At 34.4% G+C, this 19,652-nt stretch carries 16 protein-coding genes and 1 pseudogene; 14 read left to right on the top strand and 3 right to left on the bottom strand.

Annotated features, from left to right (window positions below; translation table 11 throughout):
- Positions 1-263: 263 nt before the first annotated feature.
- Both DFR54_RS12930 and DFR54_RS12925 read right to left on the bottom strand, forming a co-directional pair.
- On the bottom strand, positions 264-488 hold the full coding sequence (locus DFR54_RS12930) for a BRCT domain-containing protein (RefSeq protein ID WP_211315065.1): 225 nt from the start codon (positions 486-488) through the stop codon (positions 264-266).
- A 42-nt stretch (positions 489-530) separates the two neighbouring features.
- A pseudogene (locus DFR54_RS12925) lies at positions 531-908 on the bottom strand (recombinase family protein); the annotation flags it as partial.
- 447 nt (positions 909-1,355) lie between these two features.
- Here DFR54_RS12925 and DFR54_RS12920 point away from each other — a divergent pair.
- A complete protein-coding gene (locus tag DFR54_RS12920; protein ID WP_114290566.1) occupies positions 1,356-2,603 on the top strand; it encodes a Y-family DNA polymerase in 1,248 nt (415 codons plus the stop codon).
- Positions 2,594-2,947, top strand: coding sequence for a hypothetical protein (locus DFR54_RS12915; protein ID WP_114290564.1), 354 nt, complete (start codon positions 2,594-2,596; stop codon positions 2,945-2,947). The genes DFR54_RS12920 and DFR54_RS12915 overlap by 10 nt, the downstream gene beginning before the upstream one ends.
- Before the next feature lie 112 nt (positions 2,948-3,059).
- Here the strand turns inward: DFR54_RS12915 and DFR54_RS12910 are convergent, their stop codons facing one another.
- Entirely contained in the window at positions 3,060-4,031 is a 972-nt protein-coding gene (locus DFR54_RS12910) for an L-lactate dehydrogenase (RefSeq protein WP_086340636.1), read from the bottom strand.
- 234 nt (positions 4,032-4,265) lie between these two features.
- On the opposite strand from DFR54_RS12910, the gene pth reads away from it, so the two are divergent.
- The 12 genes from pth (at position 4,266) to lysS (ending at position 19,092) form a co-directional block, all read left to right on the top strand.
- The gene (gene pth / locus DFR54_RS12905) at positions 4,266-4,835 is read left to right on the top strand and encodes an aminoacyl-tRNA hydrolase (protein ID WP_114290563.1); all 570 of its coding nucleotides are present in this window, start codon (positions 4,266-4,268) and stop codon (positions 4,833-4,835) included.
- A 16-nt stretch (positions 4,836-4,851) separates the two neighbouring features.
- Positions 4,852-8,391: a transcription-repair coupling factor gene (mfd, locus tag DFR54_RS12900; RefSeq protein ID WP_114290562.1), complete on the top strand. Its 3,540-nt coding sequence runs from the start codon at positions 4,852-4,854 to the stop codon at positions 8,389-8,391.
- A 15-nt stretch (positions 8,392-8,406) separates the two neighbouring features.
- A complete protein-coding gene (locus DFR54_RS12895) occupies positions 8,407-9,993 on the top strand; it encodes a putative polysaccharide biosynthesis protein (protein WP_114290561.1) in 1,587 nt (528 codons plus the stop codon).
- A gap of 10 nt (positions 9,994-10,003) precedes the next feature.
- Positions 10,004-10,279, top strand: a complete 276-nt coding sequence (locus DFR54_RS12890) for an RNA-binding S4 domain-containing protein (RefSeq protein ID WP_086340632.1) — start codon at positions 10,004-10,006, stop codon at positions 10,277-10,279.
- A 75-nt stretch (positions 10,280-10,354) separates the two neighbouring features.
- Positions 10,355-10,756, top strand: coding sequence for an FtsB family cell division protein (locus DFR54_RS12885; protein ID WP_167800632.1), 402 nt, complete (start codon positions 10,355-10,357; stop codon positions 10,754-10,756).
- Positions 10,757-10,797: 41 nt separating this feature from the next.
- Positions 10,798-11,289 carry a S1 domain-containing RNA-binding protein gene (locus tag DFR54_RS12880; protein WP_114290559.1) on the top strand — a complete coding sequence of 164 codons (492 nt, stop codon included), beginning with the start codon at positions 10,798-10,800 and terminating at the stop codon, positions 11,287-11,289.
- 91 nt (positions 11,290-11,380) lie between these two features.
- Positions 11,381-12,778, top strand: coding sequence for a tRNA lysidine(34) synthetase TilS (gene tilS / locus DFR54_RS12875; protein WP_114290558.1), 1,398 nt, complete (start codon positions 11,381-11,383; stop codon positions 12,776-12,778).
- A gap of 17 nt (positions 12,779-12,795) precedes the next feature.
- Complete coding sequence (hpt, locus tag DFR54_RS12870; protein ID WP_114290557.1) at positions 12,796-13,341, top strand: hypoxanthine phosphoribosyltransferase; 546 nt, start codon at positions 12,796-12,798, stop codon at positions 13,339-13,341.
- Between the two features lie 77 nt (positions 13,342-13,418).
- A complete protein-coding gene (gene ftsH, locus DFR54_RS12865) occupies positions 13,419-15,497 on the top strand; it encodes an ATP-dependent zinc metalloprotease FtsH (RefSeq protein WP_114290556.1) in 2,079 nt (692 codons plus the stop codon).
- A gap of 109 nt (positions 15,498-15,606) precedes the next feature.
- Positions 15,607-16,497, top strand: a complete 891-nt coding sequence (gene hslO, locus DFR54_RS12860) for an Hsp33 family molecular chaperone HslO (RefSeq protein ID WP_114290555.1) — start codon at positions 15,607-15,609, stop codon at positions 16,495-16,497.
- 13 nt (positions 16,498-16,510) lie between these two features.
- Entirely contained in the window at positions 16,511-17,500 is a 990-nt protein-coding gene (gene dusB, locus DFR54_RS12855) for a tRNA dihydrouridine synthase DusB (protein WP_114290554.1), read from the top strand.
- Between the two features lie 128 nt (positions 17,501-17,628).
- The gene (gene lysS / locus DFR54_RS12850) at positions 17,629-19,092 is read left to right on the top strand and encodes a lysine--tRNA ligase (protein WP_170126968.1); all 1,464 of its coding nucleotides are present in this window, start codon (positions 17,629-17,631) and stop codon (positions 19,090-19,092) included.
- Positions 19,093-19,652: the final 560 nt, after the last annotated feature.

Below are 19,652 nucleotides of genomic sequence, written 5' to 3'. Positions count from 1 at the left end.
ATTCTAGATGACGACAGAATAAGTCATCTAAATCACCTTTATTGATTAGTGTTTCCATAATTTCTGTAGTAAAATTAGTCATGAGAAAGTCCTCCTATAAAATTTCGGTTGTGGTAACTTTAATTTTACAGAATAGACTTTCTTTTTATCTACCTAAAATTTCTATTTACACAAAATATTTTACGCTATCGAAGCAACATCCAAACCAGATTCAACCATAGTTATCTATAAATTTCTATGTAATAGATTTAAGTCTTCTATAATTAATGATAAAAACTTTTTTTCATTAATTTTTTTTTATTAATTATAGTAATAAAATGTTTCTTCTCATTTCTTTTTTGTGTCGCTTCTATTACTAAAACGGTAGTACTCTTTGAGATGCTCTTCTGTATTTTTCCACCAAGTGAAAATACTAATGCTTGTGCTTGTTTTCTACTCATTGTTATTAAGGCTCCAGTAAATACAAACTTTTTATTTTTGATATTCATCAAGATCATCCTTTTCTAACGACATATTTCATCTATTATATACTACTTTCTATTTTGATTATCAATTTTATTTAGATATCTATAGACAGTAGTTCTAGAAATATTCCAACTTTCAGCAATAGTTTTTATGGGAGTGCCACTATCTGCTAATGTTTTAAGAAGTGCCACATCTTTTGAGGTAAGTTTTTCTGGTCGACCATCAAAACACCCTCTCGCTCTCGCAGCTTCTCTACCGGCTACAAATCGTTCAAGAATTAAGTTTCTTTCGAATTCAGCAAACGCCGCAAATAAGTGAAACATTAATTGCCCAGTCGAACTAGATTTATCCATAGTAATGTTTTCTTGAATACTATAAAAGCTAATTCCTCTGTCACTTAACTGATTAACAATGGTGATTAGATCTTGCATATTTCTTCCTAAAAGAAAAGACATTGGTGATTATGTTGACGAATATATAGAAAACTTTGTAGATAAAATAAATTTAAGACCTCGGAAGTGTTTAAACTGGCTAACACCTTACGAAGTTTTTTATGGAAAATTACTAAATTTAACTTAAAACATGTCGTACATGTATTTTATAAATCATAATATTTTCTAACATCATCTATATAATCATTTTTTTATTAAAGTATTTCCTAAACGAAGTATTTTTTGAATAAATTATACTCTAGTTGAAAATAACGAATGAGTTTCTATCATTTTTTTAAGTGTTGCACTTAATTTGACAATTCATCTTTACAAAACGAACGTACATTCGTATAATGTGATTATAAAGATATTTTGAAAGAAGGTATTGTTGTGGGATTTAATAATCAACAATATTTTAATTACGATTTGGAAAAACGTGAAGCGATTCTCTGTATTGATATGAAATCCTTTTATGCTTCTGTTGAGTGCGTGGAGCATGGAGAAGATCCATCAGAAGCTTTATTAGTTGTAATGAGTAGAGAAGATCAGCCTGGTGGTTTGGCTTTATCTGCTTCACCCATGGCTAAGAAAGTATTAGGCATTACTAATGTTACTAGAAAATATGAAATCCCTTATCATAAAGATTTAATGATTGTTCCCCCAAGAATGAATTTATATCTAGAAAAAAATAGGGAGATTAATGCTATTTTTAGACGTTATGTAGGAGATGAAGATATTTGGATTTATTCAGTTGATGAAACTTTTGTCAGGGTAAATGCCTCACAAAAATTATTCAATCTCACGCCGTATGAGTTTGCTAGACGATTCCAGAAAGAAATTCTTCAAAAGCTAGGTCTTTATTGCACGATAGGTATTGGGGATAATATGTTGCTTAGTAAGCTGGCTTTAGATAATGCCGCTAAAGAAAATCAGGATATGATTGCTACTTGGCACTATGAAGATGTCCCCAATACAGTTTGGAAAATCCCTAAAATGACTGATTTTTGGGGTATCAACAAAAAAACTGAGCTCAGATTACAACGTAAAGGAATTCAGTCAATCTATGATTTAGCTCATTATGATTTTTTCTATATGAAAGATGCTATGGGTGTTATGGGACAACAGTTAGTTGCGCATGCTTGGGGTATTGATCGGACGGATATTTCGGATAGACATGTAGCTAAATCTAAAAGTATTGGTAATAGTCAGGTGTTAATGAAGGATTATGTTCATAGCGCTGAAACGAAAATTGTTTTAAAAGAGATGGCAGAACAAGTCGCAGCAAGACTTAGAAACCAAGGTGTAAAAACAGAGTGTATTCATATTTCTGTTGGTTATTCTAGAAATGAAGGTGAGTCTGGGTTTTCTAGGCAAATGAAAATTCCAAGTACGAATCTATCTAAAGAAATTGTGGCTCATGCGTTATTACTATTTGATAAGTTTTATAAAGGTGCAGCCGTTAGAAATTTAGGCGTTCATTGCTCTAAGTTAACAGATGACACCTTACTTCAGCTAAATTTATTTGAAGAACCTGAAGAAGTTATTTCGACGTATGTTTTAGATAAAGCGGTAGATAAAATTAGGCGAAATTATGGCTTTGGTTCAATTGTTCATGCGAGTAGTTTGATGGAGGGAGCAACAGCAATTAATCGCTCAAATTTAGTTGGCGGTCACGCTGGCGGAATGGAGGGAATTACATGGAATTAAATCGTTATTATGTAGATCGTGGCATGATGAAGTACAATGGTTTTTATTTATCTGAGCATACGGCAAGTATTGAAAAAGATCGAAACAATCGCTACGCAGTAATTGCCGGAAAAGACGAAATGGCAGAGAGTGATATGTATCAGTTAATCGACTATGCTTTATTTAAATACCAACAAGTCAGTATTCAACTGAATATGAAGGATATTGAAGGTGATTTTTTACCTGATATTTTTGGATTTATTGAAGGTTACGATGAAACAGGGCTTTATATTAACGAAACTAAAGTTCCTTTTGATCTAATTCGCCATGTGATGTTAATTGAAACAACTAAATGGTATGAATAAAAAGGTTGTAACAGAATTAGCTTCAAGAAATAAGAAGCTAATTCTGTTACACCGTATACCGAGAAAAACAAAAAGGAACTGTGACCTATTTCGTCACAGTTCTTCTTTTATTTTAGTCTTCTTTTTCTAGTTGTTCGAAAGCTGTGTCCATTACTTCTTTTAGCTTTTCAGCTGAGTAATGATATTTTTCTTTTTCGGCATCTGTTAAAGGAATTTCAATAACATTTTGAATACCGCGACGGTTAACAATCGCAGGAGCTCCAATAAAGATATCTTCTAATCCGTAATGTCCGTTTAAGTAAACAGATAATGGTAGAACAGCATTTTCATCATTTAAAATAGCTTTTGTAATACGCGCTAAGGCAACTGCGATACCGTAGAAAGTAGCTCCTTTTTTCTCAATAATCGTATAAGCCGCATCTCGCACGTTAAAGAATAAGTTAACTAATTCTTCTTCATCTGTTTCTGGGTGGTCTTTAACCCATTCATAGATTTGAAGACCAGCCACGTTAGCATGAGACCAAACTGGAAACTCAGTATCTCCGTGTTCACCTAAAATATAACCATGCACGTTACGAGCATCGACACCAACTAATTCAGCAATTGATTGACGGAAGCGAGCTGAATCAAGAGATGTTCCACTACCAATTACTTTGTGTTTTGGAAAACCAGAGAACTTCCATGTGGCGTAAGTTAAGATGTCTACTGGGTTTGTAGCAATTAAGAAAATACCATCAAAACCAGATGCAACGATTTCTTCTACAATACTTTTGAAAATTTTAAGGTTTTTATTAACTAAATCTAAACGTGTTTCACCAGGTTTTTGTGCCGCACCAGCTGTAATGACAACAATATCAGCATCGTGACAATCTGAATAGTTAGCAGCATAGATTTTTTTAGGTGAAGTGAAAGCTAAAGCGTGAGATAAATCAATAGCATCTCCCTCAGCTTTATCTTTATCTATATCAATAATCCCTATTTCTTGGGCAATGTTTTGTGTTACTAAAGCAAAAGTATAGCTCGAACCGACAGCGCCATTTCCAACCACGATGATTTTTTGATGTTCGCTATTTGTTTTAATCATAAAAATACCTCTCCTTTGTTAATTTATTTTGTGTTATTATAACATTCAAAAATAACAAAGTCATTTGGAATGAATTTACTAAAAATAGTTTAAATAAACTTAAAAGTACTAGGAAATAGCCTTTATTTTAATGAAAGTGCTTAAAATATGATATACTAATCTAAAATCTGGGCACAAGTGTGTGCGCGGATATTTTCTGCTTAATTAAATATAAAAATTTAGAGGAGATTAACCATGAAATTAATCGTTGGACTTGGTAATCCAGGAAGTAAATACCGAGGAACAAAACACAATATTGGCTTTATAGCTTTAGATGAAATCGCGTATCAAGAAAAAGTTGAGTTTAATAAAACTCAGTTTGAAGCAGATACAGCTGAATTTTTCTTAAATGGAGAAAAAATTATCCTAGCTAAGCCACAAACATTTATGAATGAATCAGGTCGCTCAATCAGGCCTTTAATGGATTATTATAATTTATCTGAAGAAGATATTTTAGTGATTTATGATGATTTAGATTTACCAATTGGCCGTATTCGCTTAAGAGAAAAAGGTAGCGCTGGTGGTCATAACGGAATCAAAAGTTTGATTGCTCATTTAGGGACAAATGAATTTAACCGTATTAAAGTTGGCATTGATCGCCCGAAAAATGGTAAGGAAGTCGTGTCTTATGTGTTAAGTACATTTCCAAAAGACACCCATGAAGAGATGTTAAAAGCTGTTCAGTTATCAGCAGAAGCTTCACTTTATTGGGCAAGTGGCCATGATTTTGTAAACACCATGAATCAGTTTAACTCAAAAAAATAAGAAAAGGAGATCTAGTATGCATTTGAATCAAGCACTAGTTGGTCGAATTAGCCAAAGTGCCAAAGTAAAAGAATGGCAAGAGCAATTAACCAAAGAGTCTTCACATTTAATCACTGGACTAGCAGGTTCTGCTAAAACATTAGCTATGGGAACTTTGCTGGCTAAAGAAAATAAAATACTAGTTGTGACTCCCAATCTATACTATGGCAGTAAATTAATAGATGATCTGCAACACATAATAGAAGAAAAGTACTTACATTATTTTCCAGTTGATGAAGTAGCAGCTGTTGAGATGTCTTTTTCTTCACCTGAAGCTTTATCAGATAGAATCAATGCCTTAAACTTTTTAGTCAATGATGAACCAGGAATTTTAGTGACATCATTAGCTGGTTTGCGTCGTTATTTACCAAATCCTGAGAATTGGCAAAAACAAACCTTAGTTTTTGAAAAAGACGGGATTCTAGATTTAAGTACTTTGGCAGAAACTTTAGTTCTAATTGGGTATCAAAAAGAGCAAATGATAGGAAAACCGGGAGAGTTTAGTATTCGGGGAAGCATTGTTGATATTTACCCGTTAACAAGCGAATATCCTGTACGTATTGATTTATTTGATGATGAAATTGAATCACTACGTTTATTTGATGTGGAAACCCAGCGCTCGATTGGTGAGATTGATAAGATTTTAGTGACACCTGCTATGGACACACCACTAACAAAGGAAGAGCTAACTAGTGGTAGTGAGCGTTTAGAAAAATTAGCAGCTGAAAAATTAGAAAAGATGGCACCAGGTGAGGATAAGGAACGTATTTCGGCTCACTTTAGTTACTTAGTGGAAGAATGGGCCCAAGGTCATCCAACAGAAGAAGTCAAAATGTATACAGATTTACTGTATGAAGATAAGTTTTTCTTAACGGATTATTTAGGTGCAGATGATTTTATTTTAGTAGATGATTACAGTCGTCAAGTTGAAAGTGAGCGCGAGTTATTACGAGAAGAAGCCGAGTGGGTAACGCTAAAACTTGAAGAGGGCATCTATTTTGAAGAACATGAATTAGGCGGCGACTTTAGAAGTATTTTAAAAGGCGCTAAGCAAAGTAAAACGTATTTTTCATTATTCCAAAAGGGAATGGGAAATTTAAGATTTTCTAGTATTCATCCCTTTGAGTACCGTACAATGCAACAATTTTTCGGTCAAATGCCACTTCTTAAAACTGAGATTGAAAGATGGCGTAAGCAAAAACATACTGTGGTTGTTTTAGCAGACAATGAAGAGCGAACAGAAAAAATCGAAAATCTCTTTTTAGATTTTGAAATTCCAACAGTGATTAATAATAGTAATAAATTGTTAACAGGTGAAGTTCAAATTCAAACTGGAAACTTAGCAGCTGGTTTTGAATTACCTGATGAAAAATTAGTTATTTTAGTAGAAAAAGAAATCTTACACACTCAAGGTAAAAAGAGAGCACGTAAGCAAACTATTTCTAATGCAGAAAGATTAAAAAGTTATAACGAGCTAAAACCAGGAGATTATGTAGTTCACGCAAATCACGGGATTGGTAAATATATTGGAATGGAAACCTTACTTAGTGCTGGAGTCCATCAAGATTACATGACTATTCTTTATAAAAATAATGACAAATTATTTATTCCTGTTACTCAGCTTGATTTAATTCAAAAATATGTTGCTTCTGAATCTAAAACACCGCGAGTTAATAAATTGGGTGGTTCTGAATGGGTTAAAACAAAAAATAAAGTCTCAGCTCGTGTTGAAGACATTGCTGATGATTTAATTAAACTTTATGCGGCTCGTGAAGCTGAAAAAGGTTATGCTTTTGGACCAGATGATGAGTATCAAATGGAATTTGAAGGTAACTTCCCTTATTCAGAGACAGAGGATCAGTTACGTAGTATTCAAGAAATCAAGCAAGATATGGAAAAAGAAAGACCGATGGACCGCCTGCTTGTAGGAGATGTTGGTTACGGGAAAACAGAAGTCGCTATCAGAGCAGCCTTTAAAGCTGTTAGAGATGGCAAACAAGTAGCCTTTTTAGTTCCAACAACTATTTTAGCTCAGCAACATTACGAAACAATGCGTGACAGGTTTGCTAATTTCCCAGTAAATGTTGATTTACTTAGTCGTTTTAGAACGAAAAAACAGCAAAATGAAACAGCTGAGAAATTAAAAAAAGGCCAAGTAGATATTGTCGTTGGAACGCACCGTGTTTTATCTAAAGATATTGAGTTTATGGATTTAGGTTTGTTGATTGTAGATGAGGAGCAACGTTTTGGCGTAAAACATAAAGAACGTCTAAAGCAAATTAAGTCTCAAGTGGATGTCTTAACTTTAACGGCCACACCGATTCCGAGAACACTTCACATGTCCATGTTAGGTGTACGTGATTTATCAGTTATTGAAACCCCACCTGCAAATCGTTACCCAGTTCAAACTTATGTGATGGAGAAAAATCCAGGGGCGATTCGTGAGGCTTGTGAGAGAGAAATTGCTCGTGGTGGTCAGATTTTCTATCTCTATAATAGAGTGGATACCATTGAGCAAAAAGTCGATGAACTGCAAGCTTTAGTACCAGATGCTAGAATCAGTTATGCTCATGGTCAAATGACAGAAGTGCAACTAGAAAATCGCTTGTTAGAATTTATTAATGGAGATTACGATATTTTAGTCACAACGACAATTATTGAAACAGGTGTAGATATTCCTAATGTGAATACTTTGTTTGTAGAAAATGCGGATTACATGGGACTATCTCAGTTGTATCAATTAAGAGGACGTGTTGGTCGTAGTAACCGTGTGGCTTATGCATATTTCATGTATGAACCGCAAAAAGTCTTAACTGAAGTCAGTGAAAAACGTCTGCAAGTTATTAAAGATTTTACCGAACTTGGTTCAGGATTTAAGATTGCTATGCGAGATTTATCTATTCGTGGAGCAGGTAATTTATTAGGAGCACAACAGCACGGCTTTATTGATTCTGTTGGTTTTGATATGTATACACAAATGTTAACAGAAGCAGTTAATCGAAAACGTGGTACTGAAAGTAAAGACACTAAAACAATTACTGAAATTGATTTAGGAATTGATGCTTATATTCCAACTGAATATATAGAAGACGAAAGACAAAAAATTGAAATCTATAAACGAATTCGTCAATTAGAAAGTCAAGAGATGTTTGAGGAGCTAGAGGGAGATTTACTAGACCGTTTTGGTGAATATCCTGATGAAGTAGCTAATCTTCTAACAGTTGGTTTGATTAAGATGAATAGTGATTTTGCTTTAGTTGAAAAAATTCAAAAACGTGGCATGGTGATTGAAGTTTTATTATCAAAAGCTGGGACTAATGCCTACACAATTGAGCAAATCTTTAAAGCTTTATCAGCAACGACTTTAAAAGCAGAGTTAAGTTCTGATGATGCGCTAGCAATTAATTTAAAATTAACAAAACAAATAACAGAGGCAGCTTGGCTACAAGAAGTGGCTCAATTTATTGAAGCTTTACGTGAGCAAAAATACGCTAAACAAGCTAAAAAGCAAGGGTAAATGAGGTGAGTTGATATGTCAGATAAATCCTTAGAGAAAAATATGCTACAAGGAACCGTCATTTTAACCCTCACGTCTTTTGGTGTTAAGCTATTAAGTGCTGTCTACCGTGTGCCTTATCAAAATTTAGTTGGTGACGAAGGATTTTATGTGTATCAACAAATTTATCCGATTTACGGGATAGGGATGACTTTAGCTTTAACAGGCTTACCGATTTATTTATCTAAAATACTGGCAGCTAGTAACACAGAAGATGAGCAAGAAAAAAAATTAAACTTTTTCTTCATTGTAGTGAGCTCCTTATCTTTAATCATGTTTCTCTTTTTATATTTTTTAGCCTATCATATTGCTAAAGTTATGGGAGATGTGAACTTAGAGCCTTTAATTAGAATAGTGGCTTTCATTTTTTTACTGGTTCCTTTTTTATCGACTTATCGAGGTTTTTTTCAAGGGAAGCTAGAGATGAAACCAACTGCTATTTCTCAATTAGTGGAACAAGGTACTCGTGTATTAGTTATTTTAGGAGCAGGTTATTTATTCACTATCTTTGATTGGTCCGTTTATACAGTAGGAAGTTACGCTATGCTCGGCGCTCTTGTAGGTGGTTTTTTAGGCTTAGTTGTATTAAGAAGTTATAGTAAACAGCATCCTTTTAAATTAAAATTAAAAGGTCACGATATAAAAGAGCTAAGGCATTTTGCTAAGCGGTTAATCATTGAAGGTGGTACTCTATGCTTTTTTAGTGCCTACCTAATTGTATTTCAGTTAGTCGATGCTTTTACAGTTAAACAATTTTTAGTCTATGGTGGTATGGATGATTTATCTGCTAAAATTGCAAAAGGTGTCTTTGATAGAGGGCAGCCACTAGTTCAATTGGGTCTTGTTGTTGCAGTTAGTATGACGGCAGCTTTTCTACCACCTTTAACCAAACATTTTATGAACCGTGAGAAAAAGGAATATGAGCAAATGGTTTTTTCTTATATTAAAGTCTCACGAGTGATTGCAGTTGCGGCAGCTGTAGGACTAGCCTTAGTCCTACCCTATATAAATATCACGCTATTTAGTGATAATCAGCAAGAATTGACGTTAAGTTTATTCGTCTTATCTATTTATTTTGTGTCTATGATTCAAACCTATCAAACCATTTACCAGAGTCAAAACATTGTTCGCTATCAGTTATTTGCGGCACTAGCAGGACTTTTTACTAAAATAGTCCAAACCCCACTTTTGACTTTCTACTTTAAAACAGTAGGTGCTAGTCTAAGTACTCTATTTGGCTTACTGGTTTGTCTAGGGGTGTTGAAATGGTATTTAAACCAAACAATGCCAAGACACAAAACAGGAAAAGACTACCGAATTAAATTAAGTATCAATTTAGGCTTAATGGTTATTACATTAATCATTTACCGAGTTGTGTTAGAAGGCTTAAACTGGTATCAGTTTAGCCGTTTAGGAGATTTTGTCCTAGCTTTAATCGGTGTCTTTTTAGGGGCACTTGTTTATATTAGTGGGATGATTAAAAATAATTTATTTACAGAAGAAGAGTGGCGTATGCTACCCTTTGGAGAAAAAATAGTCAAACGAATGAAAAATAAAAAATAGAGGTGACAATATGCGATTAGATAAATTTTTAAAAGTATCTAGAATTATTAAAAGAAGAACAGTTGCTAAAGAAATTGCTGATAAAGGTCGTATCCAAGTGAACGGACAATTAGCAAAATCTTCAACAAATGTTAAAATTGGTGATAATCTAAAAATATTATTTGGTAATAAAACATTGGAGGTAAAAGTCTTAGATTTGAAAGATACAACGAAAAAAGATGAAGCAAAAGACTTATACGAAATCATCAGTGAAACCCGTGAAACAACTTATGAAAGTTTAGATTAGCATTAGACATTGTGTTAATGACTTGGTATAATGAACATATCTGTAATTAAAAAAAGAATGGAGATTCTAAAGAGTATGAAAAAAGACCGCAAATTGTTGACATATGATAAAGAACAACAAGCAAGTCTAACCATGAAATCAATGCAAAAAGATCAAAAGAAAATAATTTTTAGACGTCGTCGGTTAGGTATTATGTTTGCTGTAGCTCTTGTAGTCTTTTCAATAATTGGTGTTAACCTTTTTAGAAATAGCCAGCGTTTAGTTGCATTACAAGAGAGTCGCAAAGAAGTAGAAAAAGAGTATAAAGTCGTTGCAAAAAACGAAAAAGATTTAAAACGTGAAGTTGATCTGCTAAATGACAGAGAATACGTTGAAAAAATCGCACGTGCTAGATATTTCTACTCAAAAGAGGGAGAACAAGTTTATAGTATCCCCGAATTAAATAATAGCTCTACCCAAACTAGTGGTAACAAATAACAATAAATACTTTGGAAGGTTCAAGGAGGAAATAATTTTTTATGTCAATTGAAGTAGGGGTAAAATTACCTGGGAAAGTTTCAGGAATTACCAATTTTGGAGCGTTCGTTGATTTAGGAGCAGGCAAAACAGGGTTGGTCCATATTAGTGAAGTATCAAATAGTTTTGTAAAAGATATTAATGAAGTGTTAAAAGTCGGAGATGAAGTCGAAGTTAAAGTCATGAGTATTGGTAATGACGGAAAAATCGGTTTATCTATTAAACGAGCAAACGAAGAAGAGCGTCCAGCAAGAGAACAACGCGCACCAAAGAAAGATTTCAGTAAACGTCCAAATAACAATTTCAACCGTTCGGACCGTCCAGAAAGATCAGGTGGAGGCAATTACAATCGTAAGCCTGCTGCACCTGCACCGAAAAAAGAAGGTTTTGACAACTTAATGAGTTCATTCTTAAAAGATAGTGATGAAAGATTAAGTTCAATTAAACGAAATACTGAAGGTAAACGTGGAGGCCGTGGCGGTCGCCGTAGTTAATCATAAAGAGGTTATGGCGTCATTAATTAAGGGAGTGTGACTTACTTTTGTCACACTCTTTTTTCTTTCATTTTATTTTGGAGGTGAGTAGATGGGATTACAAGAAAGATTTAATCAATTCGTTTTAAAAAATAAGTGGTGGCAACCTAAAGAAAAAGTGGTGGTTGCTGTTTCTGCTGGAGTTGATTCAGTAGTGCTACTACACTTACTTAATGAATTACCAAGAGAGATGAAACCAAGTTTACATGTCGCTCACATCAATCATCAATTACGGGCAATTTCGGAAGAAGAATCTTGCTTTGTAAGAGAACTTTGTCTAAAACTAGGCATCCCTTTTTATGAATCTGTTTGGGAAAAAGGACCTACAATTAAACAAAATGTAGAGTTAGCTGCTAGAGAGTATCGTTATTCTTTTTTTGCGAAGGTGATGAAAGAAGAGCAAATCGGAAAACTTCTAACAGCTCATCATGAAGATGACCAAGTAGAAACATTAATGATGCGCTTAATTACTGGTGGTAGTTTGTCTAGTTTAGTAGGAATTGAAGCACAAAGAGAGTTTGTCACAGGTCAGTTGATTAGACCGCTCCTTGAAATCAAAAAGGGAGAATTATACCAATTTGCTAAAGACAATCAGATTGATTTTTATGAGGATGAAACGAATCACGAAACAACCTATTTAAGAAATAGATTCCGTCATAACTTATTACCTCAAATGAAAGAGGAAAATCCAAAATTAAATGAGCAGCTACTAAGAGTCCAAGAAGAGTTAGTCTATGCTTTAGAAATTGTAGAAAAAAATATTGCCCCTTTATATGAAGAGAGTGTAGCGTTTCTAGATAATAGCTGCCAAATAAATGTCGCTGATTATGTATCTTACACTTTAAGTGAGCAGCACTTTTTACTAAATAAAATAAGTGAAGAATGTTTGCGTAGGTTTAAGTTAGTGATTAGTAAAAGGCAACAAGAGCTAATTCATGATTTATTAGTAAGCGATCATCCAAATGTCACTCAGAAATTAAAAGAGGATTGGTTATTAACTCGTAGTTATAATCAAGCAGAAATCTTACAGCAGAAAACAACTGAAAAAAAACTAACAGAAACTTATTTAAACTTAAATGAAGGTATTTATTTGTCAGATTCAGAATGGGTTGGTTTTTTTAAAGAAAAGTTAGAGATTCCAGAAGAGTTAAAAGAATGGCAAAAAAAATCTTGGATGATTCCATTAGAGGAGGACACTCAGCTTTTAATTAGGAAAAGAAAGCCTGGAGACCGCTTTATTATGGATAGTTCTGGGAAAAGAAAAAAAGTTTCTCGTTATTTTATTGATGAGAAAATACCTCAAGAGAAACGGGAAAAAAGTTGGATAGCAGAAGACAATCAGGGAGAGGTAAAATGCTTAGTCCCTTTTAGAGAAAGTTATTTTAGTATTCGAGATGAAACTGATAAAATACATTATAAGCTTGTCTACCTTTATAAAAAAGACAAGTAGTTTGGAAGGAGAACCAGATGTTAGAAAGAGATATTGAAAAAACATTTTATTCAGAAGAACAAATTCAAGAGCGCGTGAAAGCCTTAGGTGCTGTAATCAGCAAAGATTATGAAGATAAAAATCCTTTAGTGGTAGGTATCTTAAAAGGTGCGGTACCATTTTTATCAGACTTAGTTCGTTCAATGGATATTCACATGGAAATGGACTTTATGGATGTATCAAGTTATGGAAATGCAACTGTATCATCAGGAGAAGTTCGTATACTAAAAGATTTAAGTACAGTAGTAGAAGGCCGTCATATTTTAATCGTTGAAGATATTATTGACAGTGGTCGTACATTAAAATATTTAGTTGATTTATTAAAACACAGAAAAGCCGCATCAGTAAAAATCGTTACAATGCTTGATAAACCAGAAGGTCGCGTTGTTGAGATGGATGCTGACTATATTGGTTTTGAAGTACCAAATGAATTCGTTGTAGGTTATGGTTTAGATTACGCAGAAGATTACCGTAACATGCCATACATCGGTATTTTAAAACCTGAGATTTATGAAAACAATTAAAGGTTTTTATACTTCTTTGTGATATAATAAAGACTTACTGATAACTAATACTAACTAAATATATAAGGAGGCCATGTATGAATAATAAGAAGAATTCAGGGATGAAAAATTCACTTTATTATATTATTGTTTTCTTATCAATGATAATGATTGTGTATTTCTTCTTTGGTCAGGGCGGCGATCAGTCACCAAACATTAATTATTCAACGTTCTACAATCAGTTAAAAGACAAACAAGTTAAAGAATTCTCAGTTCAACCAACTAATGGTGTATACAAAATAACTGGAGAATATACAACAGAACAAAAAATAACAGATTCAGGCGGGTTACCAGTCTTTGGTCAAACAAAACCTAAATCTAAGCGTTTCACAACTTCTGTATTACCTAATGACTCAACAATTAATGACATTAGTAAAGCAGCAAGAGATGCTGAAACAAAATTTGTTGTAAAAGAACAATCAAGTAGTGGTATTTGGGTACAATTATTATTTAGCTTCTTACCATTAATTTTCATGGTGTTCCTATTCTATATGATTATGGGGCAAGGTAGCCAAGGTGGTGGCGGCGGTGGCCGTGGTGTTATGAACTTTGGTAAAACCAAAACTAAAGAAGCAGATAAAAAATCTATTACAGTTCGTTTTTCTGACGTAGCTGGTGCTGAAGAAGAAAAACAAGAATTAGTAGAAGTAGTAGAGTTCTTAAAAGATCCACGACGTTTTGCTGAGCTTGGTGCTCGTATCCCTGCTGGTGTTTTACTAGAGGGACCTCCAGGAACTGGTAAAACATTATTAGCAAAAGCTGTAGCCGGAGAAGCTGGTGTACCATTCTTCTCAATTTCTGGTTCAGATTTTGTTGAAATGTTCGTCGGTGTTGGGGCAAGTCGTGTACGTGATTTATTTGAAAATGCGAAAAAGGCAGCTCCTGCTATTATCTTTATTGATGAGATTGATGCAGTTGGTCGTCAACGTGGTGCTGGTATGGGTGGAGGACACGATGAGCGTGAACAAACACTTAACCAATTACTAGTTGAGATGGACGGATTTGGTGGTAATGAAGGTGTTATCGTTATTGCTGCAACAAACCGTTCAGATGTACTGGACCCTGCTTTACTTCGTCCAGGTCGTTTTGACCGTCAAATTTTAGTTGGAACACCAGACGTTAAAGGTCGTGAGCAAATCTTAAAAGTTCACTCACGTAACAAACCTTTAGCAAGTGATGTGGATTTAAAAGTTGTAGCACAACAAACACCAGGTTTTGCTGGTGCAGACCTAGAAAATGTTTTAAACGAAGCAGCTTTAGTGGCAGCTCGTCGTAACAAGAAAAAAATCGATGCAAGTGATATTGATGAAGCTCAAGACCGCGTTATCGCAGGTCCAGCTAAAAAAGATCGTGTCATTAGTAAACGTCAACGTGAATTAGTAGCTTATCATGAAGCTGGTCACACTATTTGTGGGTTGGTTTTAGATGATGCTAATATCGTTCATAAAGTAACGATTGTTCCACGTGGCCGCGCTGGTGGTTATATGATTTCACTTCCTAAAGAAGATCAATTCTTAATTACTAAAAACGAAATGTTTGAACGTATTGTAGGACTTCTTGGTGGACGTGTAGCTGAGGAGATTGTCTTTGGTGTTCAATCTACTGGAGCAAGTAATGACTTTGAGCAAGCAACTAACTTAGCTCGTTCAATGGTAACTGAGTACGGTATGAGTGATTCACTAGGTCCTGTACAATATGAAGGAAACCATCAAGTCTTTGTTGGTCGTGACTATGGTCAAACAAAAGCTTACTCTGAACAAGTGGCTTACCAAATTGACGAAGAAGTTCGCAGTATTTTGAAATCTGCTCATCAAAAAGCAGTTGAAATTATTGAAGAACATCGTGATCAACATAAACTAATTGCAGAAGCTTTATTAGAACATGAAACATTAAATGCTAAAGAAATTACATCAATCTTTGAAACAGGTACTATGCCAGTTAGCGAAGAAAAAGATGAGTTTCCAAGTGAAAAAGATGGTTCATTTGAAGAAGCGAAAGAAGCATTAGCAAGAAAAGACGCTGAAAAGCAAAAAGAAGAGGCTAAAGAGGGACAAGGCTTACCTAATGGTGAAGTTGAAGTACCAACAGACTCTAATGAGGAATCGACAAACGAGTAAAATCGTTTTGCAGATTGAATTAAATAAGTTATGATAAGTGGGATATACGAAAGTGTAGCCCACTTTTTATGTGGCAAGAAAAGATTATTATATAGAAGGAAGCGATAAAATGACTGATTATTTAGTAAAAGCATTAGCCTTTAATGGCGAAATTCGTGCCATGGCAGTTAGAACAACTGATACTGTAACAGAAGCTCAAGAAAGACACGACACATGGCGTGCGGCAACTGCAGCTTTGGGTCGTACCTTAACCGGTTCTTTATTACTTGGAGCAATGCATAAAAATGAAGAAAAATTAACAGTAAAAATCCAAGGTGACGGACCACTTGGTGCTATTGTCGTTGATGCAGATAGTAAAGGTAACGTTAAAGGTTATGTAAAAAATCCGGAAGTTAATTTAGCGCCAAATGCATTAGGTAAAATTGATGTTCGCGGAGCTGTTGGATCAAACGGAACATTTAGTGTTGTTAAAGATTTAGGTTTAAAAGAACCAATCACAGGACAGGTGCCAATTGTATCAGGTGAAATTGCTGAGGACTTTACTTATTACTTAGCTAATTCAGAGCAAGTGCCTTCAGCTGTTGGTTTAAGTGTCTTAGTTGATAAAGACAGTGAAGACGATTGTGTGAAAGCAGCTGGTGGATTTATGATTCAAGTAATGCCAGGAGCTAGTGAAGAAACATTAGTTGAAATCGAAAAACGTTTAGCAGAAATTCCTCAAGTGTCCAATTTACTTGATGCTGGAGAAACACCAGAAAAAATCTTAGAGCGTTTATTAGGTGAAGAAAATGTTGAAATTTTAGAAACAATGCCAGTTCAATATTACTGTGATTGTTCTAAAGAACGTTTTGCTTCAGCAATTATCACATTAGGTGAGGCTGAATTAACACAAATGATTGAAGAAGACGAAGGAGCGGAAGCTGTTTGTCATTTCTGTGGTGAAAAATATCAATACAGTGCTGCTGAATTAAAAGAGTTAAGAGACGAAGCCATTAAGTAAGGAGGAATTACCTGTGTGGAAAATAGGTAATGTAGAAATAGAAAATCGAGTTGTAGTTGCTCCTATGGCAGGTATAAGTAATTCAGCTTTTAGGTTAACTGTTAAAGAATTTGGCGCAGGCCTAGTTGTGTGCGAGATGATTAGTGATAAAGGAATTCAGCAGCGAAACAAAAAGACTTTAGATATGCTTCATATAGAAGAAGCAGAGCATCCACTAAGTTTACAAATTTTTGGTGGTAATAAAGAAACCTTAGTTGAAGCCGCTAAATTTGTAGAAGAAAATACAACAGCAGATATTATTGATATTAATATGGGCTGTCCCGTTAGTAAAATCATCAAAGCAGAAGCTGGTGCAAGATGGTTACTTGATCCAAACAAAGTTTATGAAATGGTTGATGCTGTTTCAAGTGCGGTAAACATACCAGTGACCGTTAAAATGCGTATTGGTTGGGATGAAGATCATGTTTTTGCTGTAGAAAATGCCAAAGCGGCAGAAAGTGCTGGAGCAGGTGCAGTTGCGATGCATGGTAGAACTCGTGTTCAAATGTATGAAGGTAAAGCTAACTGGGATGTGTTAAAAGAAGTCAAAAAGCATTTAACGATTCCTTTTATGGGAAATGGAGATGTAAGAACACCAGAAGATGCTAAACGTATGTTAGATTACGTAGGCTGTGATGGTGTGATGATAGGTCGTGCGGCTTTAGGAAATCCGTGGATGATTTATAGAACTAAGCATTACCTAGAAACAGGTGAGTTGTTAGAAGAACCACAACCAACAGCTAAAATAGCAACAGCTAAATTACATTTATCTCGTTTAGTCAAACTAAAAGGTGAAAAAATTGCTTGTTTAGAGTTTCGTCAACATGCAGCTTATTACTTAAAAGGGGCCCCAAGAGCTACAAAAGCGCGCCTTGCCATTAATAAAGCACAAACAGAAAGCGAAATTATCGCGATTTTTGACGAGTACTTGGCTAACTTAGCCGCAAAAGGCATTGCAAGTTAATAAATATAGAAGAAAAGGCAAATTGACTTGCCTTTTTTTGTTTTAGTATGGCATTATAGTAGGGAACAGATTGTCAAAAAAGTATAGGAGGAAGTAACGTGACAAAAGAAATTCAAGGTCATGAAGAAATGAATGACCAATTAATCGTACGTAGAGAAAAAATGGCGGAATTGCGTGAAAAGGGGCTTGATCCTTTTGGTTCACGTTTTGAACGTACAACTAACTCTAAAGAACTACATGAAACATACGACAAACATACAAAAGAAGAGTTATCAAAATTAGGAGCAGTCGCAACAGTTGCTGGACGAATGATGACTAAACGTGGAAAAGGTAAAGTAGGATTCGCTCATTTACAAGACCGTGAAGGCCAAATCCAAATTTACGTAAGAAAAGATGCTGTTGGTGAAGAAGAATATGATTTATTCAAACAAGCAGACTTAGGTGACTTTATCGGAGTAACTGGTGAAGTTATGAAAACTGATATGGGTGAAGTAACAATCAAACCAACAAGCTTAACATTCTTAACAAAAGCTTTACGCCCATTACCAGATAAGTATCATGGTTTAACAAACGTTGAGCAAAAATACCGCCAACGCTACTTAGACTTAGTAAGTAATAGAGATAGTTTTGACACATTTGTTAAACGTAGCGAAATTATTCGCGAAGTACGTAACTATTTAAATACACATGGCTACTTAGAAGTAGAAACACCAACACTACATAATATTGCAGGTGGAGCAGCAGCTCGTCCGTTTATTACTCACCACAACGCATTAGATATGGAATTATATTTACGTATTGCTTTAGAGTTACATTTAAAACGATTAATCGTTGGTGGAATGGAAAAAGTTTACGAAATTGGCCGTGTCTTCCGTAACGAAGGGATTGATACAACTCACAATCCAGAGTTTACCATGTTAGAAGTATATACAGCTTATACTGATTACAAAGATATTATGGATTTAACAGAAGGTATCATTACTCATACAGCTCAAACAGTATTAGGTAAATTACAAATTGAGTATGGTGAGCACCAAGTTAACTTAGAAGGACCATGGAAGAGAATTCATATGGTTGATGCCATTAAAGAAGAATCTGGCGTTGATTTCTGGAAAGAGATGACAGATGAAGAAGCACGTGCTATTGCTAAAGAACATGACATTGAATTAGGAGAGCATATGGACTACGGTCACGTAGTTAATGAGTTCTTTGAAAAATATGTAGAAGAAACATTAATTCAACCAACATTTATTTATGGACATCCAACTTCAATTTCACCACTTGCTAAGAAAAATGTAGAAGATGAAAGATTCACAGATCGTTTTGAAGTCTTTATAGTAGGAAAAGAATATGGAAATGCCTTTACTGAATTAAACGATCCAATCGATCAACGTGAACGTTTTGAAGCACAGATGAAAGAAAAAGACTTAGGAAACGATGAAGCGCAAGGAATTGACGAAGACTTTATCGAAGCTCTTGAGTATGGGATGCCTCCAACAGGTGGACTAGGAATTGGAATTGACCGCTTAGTAATGCTATTAACTAACTCTCAATCAATCAGAGATATCCTATTATTCCCAACAATGAGATAAAAATAATGAAAAAAAGAAGAAATTTTCTTCTTTTTTTTATTTTATTTTTCAATAAAAATAGCTAAAAAACTCTAAAAAACAAGCAAAAAGATAGAAAAAAGAAGAAAGAATGAATAAATATCCATTTTTGATTTGAATAGCGAACAATTGATTGGTAAATATTGTGTAAAGTTAGTAAAAAAAAGAAATAAAAAAGAGTTGACGAAAGAGATAATAATTGGTATATTAATACATGTCGCTGAGGGACATTAAAAAACATCAACTAACAAAATAAACAGTTTAAGATTCTTTGTTTATAAAGATTGTTGAGAGGTTTCTAGCGAAAATAAATAACAAAAAGATTCAAGATAAGTGTTGACAACGAGTTAATAACTTGGTATGATATAAAAGTTGTTAAGGCAACACAGATTAGACCTTTGAAAACTGAACAAAGTAAGACAAACCAAATGTGTAGGGCGTTTCTACTAAGTAGAAACAAACCATATTTAGTGAATACAATTCGCTAGCAAGTTTTAAAATTAATGAGCTAAACATCTTTAAGATGTTAATCAACTTTTATT

Origin of the sequence: Vagococcus fluvialis, from assembly GCF_003337315.1 — a bacterium.
GTDB classification, from domain to species: Bacteria; Bacillota; Bacilli; order Lactobacillales; family Vagococcaceae; genus Vagococcus; species Vagococcus fluvialis.
Note: the sequence above shows the minus strand (reverse complement) of the source record. Positions and strands in the feature narration are given on the sequence as shown.

Excerpts from the sequence above, each read along its gene's own strand:
- DFR54_RS12930 (WP_211315065.1), bottom strand. The coding sequence starts at position 488 with ATGAATATCAAAAATAAAAAGTTTGTATTTACTGGAGCCTTAATAACA.
- DFR54_RS12920 (WP_114290566.1), top strand. The coding sequence starts at position 1,356 with ATGAAATCCTTTTATGCTTCTGTTGAGTGCGTGGAGCATGGAGAAGAT.
- DFR54_RS12915 (WP_114290564.1), top strand. The coding sequence starts at position 2,594 with ATGGAATTAAATCGTTATTATGTAGATCGTGGCATGATGAAGTACAAT.
- DFR54_RS12910 (WP_086340636.1), bottom strand. The coding sequence starts at position 4,031 with ATGATTAAAACAAATAGCGAACATCAAAAAATCATCGTGGTTGGAAAT.
- pth (WP_114290563.1), top strand. The coding sequence starts at position 4,266 with ATGAAATTAATCGTTGGACTTGGTAATCCAGGAAGTAAATACCGAGGA.
- mfd (WP_114290562.1), top strand. The coding sequence starts at position 4,852 with ATGCATTTGAATCAAGCACTAGTTGGTCGAATTAGCCAAAGTGCCAAA.
- DFR54_RS12895 (WP_114290561.1), top strand. The coding sequence starts at position 8,407 with ATGTCAGATAAATCCTTAGAGAAAAATATGCTACAAGGAACCGTCATT.
- DFR54_RS12890 (WP_086340632.1), top strand. The coding sequence starts at position 10,004 with ATGCGATTAGATAAATTTTTAAAAGTATCTAGAATTATTAAAAGAAGA.
- DFR54_RS12885 (WP_167800632.1), top strand. The coding sequence starts at position 10,355 with ATGAAAAAAGACCGCAAATTGTTGACATATGATAAAGAACAACAAGCA.
- DFR54_RS12880 (WP_114290559.1), top strand. The coding sequence starts at position 10,798 with ATGTCAATTGAAGTAGGGGTAAAATTACCTGGGAAAGTTTCAGGAATT.
- tilS (WP_114290558.1), top strand. The coding sequence starts at position 11,381 with ATGGGATTACAAGAAAGATTTAATCAATTCGTTTTAAAAAATAAGTGG.
- hpt (WP_114290557.1), top strand. The coding sequence starts at position 12,796 with ATGTTAGAAAGAGATATTGAAAAAACATTTTATTCAGAAGAACAAATT.
- ftsH (WP_114290556.1), top strand. The coding sequence starts at position 13,419 with ATGAATAATAAGAAGAATTCAGGGATGAAAAATTCACTTTATTATATT.
- hslO (WP_114290555.1), top strand. The coding sequence starts at position 15,607 with ATGACTGATTATTTAGTAAAAGCATTAGCCTTTAATGGCGAAATTCGT.
- lysS (WP_170126968.1), top strand. The coding sequence starts at position 17,629 with ATGAATGACCAATTAATCGTACGTAGAGAAAAAATGGCGGAATTGCGT.